This is a genomic window from Actinoplanes sp. NPDC051633, assembly GCF_040681735.1.
Taxonomy (GTDB): Bacteria; Actinomycetota; Actinomycetes; order Mycobacteriales; family Micromonosporaceae; genus Actinoplanes.
The window spans coordinates 1-2,183 of sequence record NZ_JBFAZH010001242.1 but is presented as its reverse complement, the minus strand read 5'-3'; the positions used below and the strand labels follow the sequence as shown (position 1 = coordinate 2,183).

Annotated in this window: 2 protein-coding genes; one reads left to right on the top strand and one right to left on the bottom strand. The window is 68.7% G+C overall.

Going from position 1 to position 2,183, the window contains the following annotated elements; all coding sequences use genetic code 11:
* Nucleotides 1–233 precede the first annotated feature (233 nt).
* Nucleotides 234–1,448, bottom strand: a complete 1,215-nt coding sequence (locus tag AB0M20_RS39530; protein ID WP_364306186.1) for an NADP-dependent isocitrate dehydrogenase — start codon at nt 1,446–1,448, stop codon at nt 234–236.
* Nucleotides 1,449–1,700: 252 nt separating this feature from the next.
* On the opposite strand from AB0M20_RS39530, the gene AB0M20_RS39525 reads away from it, so the two are divergent.
* Nucleotides 1,701–2,183 (top strand): MBL fold metallo-hydrolase (locus AB0M20_RS39525; RefSeq protein ID WP_364306184.1); only part of this gene is annotated, 483 nt, incomplete at its 3' end.

Genomic DNA, 2,183 nt, shown 5'->3' with positions numbered 1-2,183 from the left:
GTGGGCGCTTCGAGCGCCTGCCGTCCCTTCCCTGCGGGGGGCCTTGTCCCGGGCCCCCCGCCCCCTAACCCCGAAGTGGTAGCCGAGCCACGTGTCCGGGGTCCGGATGCGCGGCTGGGCTACCACTTCTTAGCTTGGACCGCTCACGCGAAAGGCGCGTCCTCGGCCCCGAGGACGCGCCTTGCTCGCGTGTGTGCCAGGGGGCCTTCCGTGTCGCGCGTACCCCCTGCTTGCTAGGCCAGCTTGCGGGCCAGGTTCTCGTCCAGGGCGTTCATGAACTCGTCGGTCGTCAGCCACGGGGCGTCGCGCGAGATGAGCAGCGCGAGGTCCTTGGTCATCTGACCGCCCTCGACCGTCTCGACGCAGACCCTCTCCAGCGTCTCGGCGAACTCCGTCACCGCCGGCGTCTCGTCGAGCAGACCACGGTGCTTGAGACCGCCGGTCCAGGCGAAGATCGAGGCGATCGGGTTGGTGGAGGTCTTCTCGCCCTTCTGCCACTGGCGGTAGTGCCGGGTGACCGTGCCGTGGGCGGCCTCGGCCTCGACCGTCTTGCCGTCCGGGGTCATCAGCACCGAGGTCATCAGGCCGAGCGAGCCGAAGCCCTGCGCCACCGTGTCGGACTGCACGTCACCGTCGTAGTTCTTGCACGCCCAGACGTAGCCGCCCTCCCACTTCATCGCGGCGGCGACCATGTCGTCGATCAGCCGGTGCTCGTAGGTGAGGCCGGCGTCGCGGAACTGGTCGGCGAACTCGGTCTCGAAGATCTCCGCGAACAGGTCCTTGAAGCGGCCGTCGTACGCCTTGAGGATCGTGTTCTTGGTGGAGAGGTAGACCGGGTAGTTGCGGGCGAGGCCGTAGCGGAACGAGGCGCGCGCGAAGTCGCGGATCGACTCGTCGAAGTTGTACATGCCCATGCCGACGCCGCCGGCCGGGAAGTCGGCGACGTGGAACTCCATCGGCGCCGAGCCGTCCGCCGGGGTGAAGGTCATGGTCATCTTGCCCGCCGACGGCGCCACGAAGTCGGTCGCCTTGTACTGGTCGCCGTGCGCGTGACGGCCGATGATGATCGGCTTGGTCCAGCCCGGGACCAGGCGCGGCACGTTCTCCATGATGATCGGCTCACGGAAGACGACGCCGCCCAGAATGTTGCGGATCGTCCCGTTCGGCGAGCGCCACATCTTCTTCAGCCCGAACTCGGCGACCCGCGCCTCGTCCGGCGTGATGGTCGCGCACTTGACGCCGACGCCGTGCTGCTTGATGGCGTTCGCCGCGTCGACGGTGACCTGGTCGTCGGTCTCGTCCCGGTGCTGGATCGAGAGGTCGTAATACTCCAGCGGGACGTCGAGGTAGGGCAGGATCAGCTGCTCCCGGATCTGCTTCCAGATGATCCGGGTCATCTCGTCGCCGTCGAGCTCCACCACCGGGTTGTTGACCTTGATTTTCGCCATCGGCCGGCGCTCCTCCTCGCAAGACACACACTTAGCAGTACGAGCGTACTGCATATTCCCCGCGGATTCGGCATCGGGACTTTCCACTCGTTCCTATCCGCGCTCCCGCTCGCGAAACCTAGCGGCAGTGGCATCGAGGAATGTCACCGACCCGACGCGCCTTCGTGACCGGGGCCGCCGCGCGACCAGCCGCCGGACTTGAACGACCTGCTGACACCGCCGATCGCCCCGCGCACGCCCTAACCTGCAGCCATGACGACCCGCACGATCGGACCGCTCACGGTCACCGCATTGCAGGACGCCGAGGGTCCGTTCTTCGAGCCTCGCGAGGCCGCGTTTCCCACGGCCAGTGCCGCGCAATGGGCCGCGGCGGACGACTTCGATCCGGCCGCGCGCACGGCCGACGGCCGTTGGTGGTTGCGCTTCCGGAGCTTCGCCATCCGGTACGCGGACGGCCCGGTCATCTTGGTCGACGCGGGCATCGGCCCGGCCACGGCGCCGGCCCGGTCCTGGGCGCCGGTGCCGGGCCGGCTCCCCGCTGCCCTGACCGAGGCCGGCATCGCGCCCGACGAGGTCACCGCGATCGTCCTGACCCACCTGCACTCCGACCACATCGGGTGGGCGATGCCGCTGGACACCCCGTTCCCGTCGGCTCGCGTCATCGCCCAGCGCGCCGACGTGGAGGCATTCGGCGCCGTGCGTGAGGAGGATCTTTTCCGTCCACTGCGCGAGGCC